Origin of the sequence: Vibrio sp. FF266, from assembly GCF_041439695.1 — a bacterium.
GTDB classification, from domain to species: domain Bacteria; phylum Pseudomonadota; class Gammaproteobacteria; order Enterobacterales; family Vibrionaceae; genus Vibrio; species Vibrio tasmaniensis_A.
Genome location: NZ_JBGOOO010000101.1, coordinates 1 through 1,928, shown reverse-complemented (window position 1 = coordinate 1,928; position 1,928 = coordinate 1). Strand labels below are relative to the sequence as shown.

General features: G+C 40.6%; 2 protein-coding genes. One reads left to right on the top strand and one right to left on the bottom strand.

Annotation, left to right across the window (positions count from 1 at the left end; genetic code table 11):
• On the top strand, positions 1 to 207 hold a 207-nt coding region (locus ACED59_RS24380; RefSeq protein ID WP_371696245.1), incomplete at its 5' end, for a hypothetical protein.
• A 122-nt stretch (positions 208 to 329) separates the two neighbouring features.
• Here the strand turns inward: ACED59_RS24380 and ACED59_RS24375 are convergent.
• Positions 330 to 725: a DUF2391 family protein gene (locus ACED59_RS24375; protein WP_009847710.1), complete on the bottom strand. Its 396-nt coding sequence runs from the start codon at positions 723 to 725 to the stop codon at positions 330 to 332.
• Positions 726 to 1,928: the final 1,203 nt, after the last annotated feature.

Sequence of the window (1,928 nt, the reverse complement as noted above, 5' to 3'; positions counted from 1 at the left end):
AACGGCGGACTGTTAATCCGTATGTCGCAAGTTCAAGTCTTGCAAGGGGAGCCAATTAAAGAAAGCCGCATCATTGATGCGGCTTTTTTGCATCTAAAGATCCTAGCGTGCCTCCATCCCCCTCACCTTTCTAATCGCTCATTCAGTACAGAAACTCTCAGTCTTAATTTTCTTGTAAAACAATTAGGCCTTACTCTTTTGATTTAGCTTTAATCACTCAACGACATGTCGAAACCTTTCTAGCGAGCTTGCTACTTGGTTATCTAAGAGTGAACCAAATAAGCGCTAGAATGGCTCTGTTGATGACTTAACCTGGGTGATATACGGTTTCACTCTTTATCGAAACTATCCACTATAATAGCCCCCATAGACGCGGGCATTGATATAACAATGACACGTTTAAACGAGACTATTGGATCGCTTAATAGAGGCAACTTATCCAAACATGTCAGGACCAAAGCAACTACCAACGCCGTCATAGCATAAGCAATAACAATTCTGAAAATAAACACCGGCATGCGCGCAACAACATTTTTTTGAAAGACACTTTCATAAGTATAAAAGCCTAAGAACACAGCTGATAATAAAAATAGCAGCAACAGATTAGCAGTAGGCAAAGTCTCCCCTAACTTCCAGGCTTCTTCGGAAAAAGAAATCGGTACAGCCAAAGCAAAAGATCCTACAAAGATCTGACTGGCATCTTCAAAGTTAAAGCTTAATTTCATAGTTCGCCCCATTAGCTTTTAAGGCTTTATCTATTTGTTAAAATAATCACTAAAATATCACCCGATGATCTTTTTTTGAGTCTATTCTTACCAAGTGAACGATAACGCCCTTCTAGCTTAATATTAGTCGCAATAGCCAAAACATAGCTTGAATTAACCAGCAAGAAATCAATATGTTCAGAGTAAAGTGGTCAACATAACTAATTCATATCGAGTCAACAAACACATCAGAGTAGAAAAGAGACCGGTAAACATCTCCTAAGATACCTGAACCTAGAGCCAGAGAGTCTCGATCTGATTGGATAATAAATATCACTGCACGAATACGAGAAATTCTCTATTTCTTAGCATATGTATCCCACCGGCACCAATTTGGGCCCTTAATCTAGCGACTTTCTCCTTCAACCTGAAATATAGTCCAATTCCCCTTTGAGATACTTTTCAAACAGGGTGCTCAATACAATTAAGAGTGGTTTGAGCTTAATGAATAACAAGAGGATGAAGTCACCTCATTAAGGGCTATAGCGCTCTTAGCAGAAACATCCATGATCGATTCCTAATTACACATCAGAAGTACCCTCTAGATTCACAGAGAAAAATAGAAGTCAGGTATCGTAGACGAAGGGCTGTTAACTAATACTAAAGTGCACTCGCTTGATAAAGCAAACATCTGCGAACGCAGGGCACATAGGATGAGTTGTAAGCCTTATATAACTTCGATATTGAATGGATACAGCTGAGTCAGAACAGTCTCATTAACCTGACTTACAACGTCGCATAGCTCGAGTATTTGAGTGCTAAGCTTAAAGCTATATGCGTTTGTGAAACGCATGCTCGTTTCAAATAACAACTGGTGTAGAAAATACAAATAAAAAGACTCTAATCGTAGAGTTAGACTTTCTAATAAATAACAGAATAATGGGACACGTTAACTAGGAGTCATGGGTTACGCGCAAACCTTGTGTAAAAGTCATTCAATGGAAGGGCGAACACTATAATTTAGATGCAAAAAAGCCCCGCGATTTCTAGCGAGACTTCTTATAAATGGTGGAGTGCTTGGGGTCGCAGGCGACCGGGACTCGTTGCTCGAAGACAAAATTATCGTATCCAGAAACGACGAAAGCCTAGTCATAAGACTCGGCTTTCTAATAAGTGGCGGAGTGGACGGGACTCGAACCCGCGACCCCCGGCGTGACAGGCCGG

Bases quoted from the DNA above. Each gene is read 5' to 3' on its own strand.
- ACED59_RS24375 (WP_009847710.1), bottom strand. From the start codon at position 725: ATGAAATTAAGCTTTAACTTTGAAGATGCCAGTCAGATCTTTGTAGGA.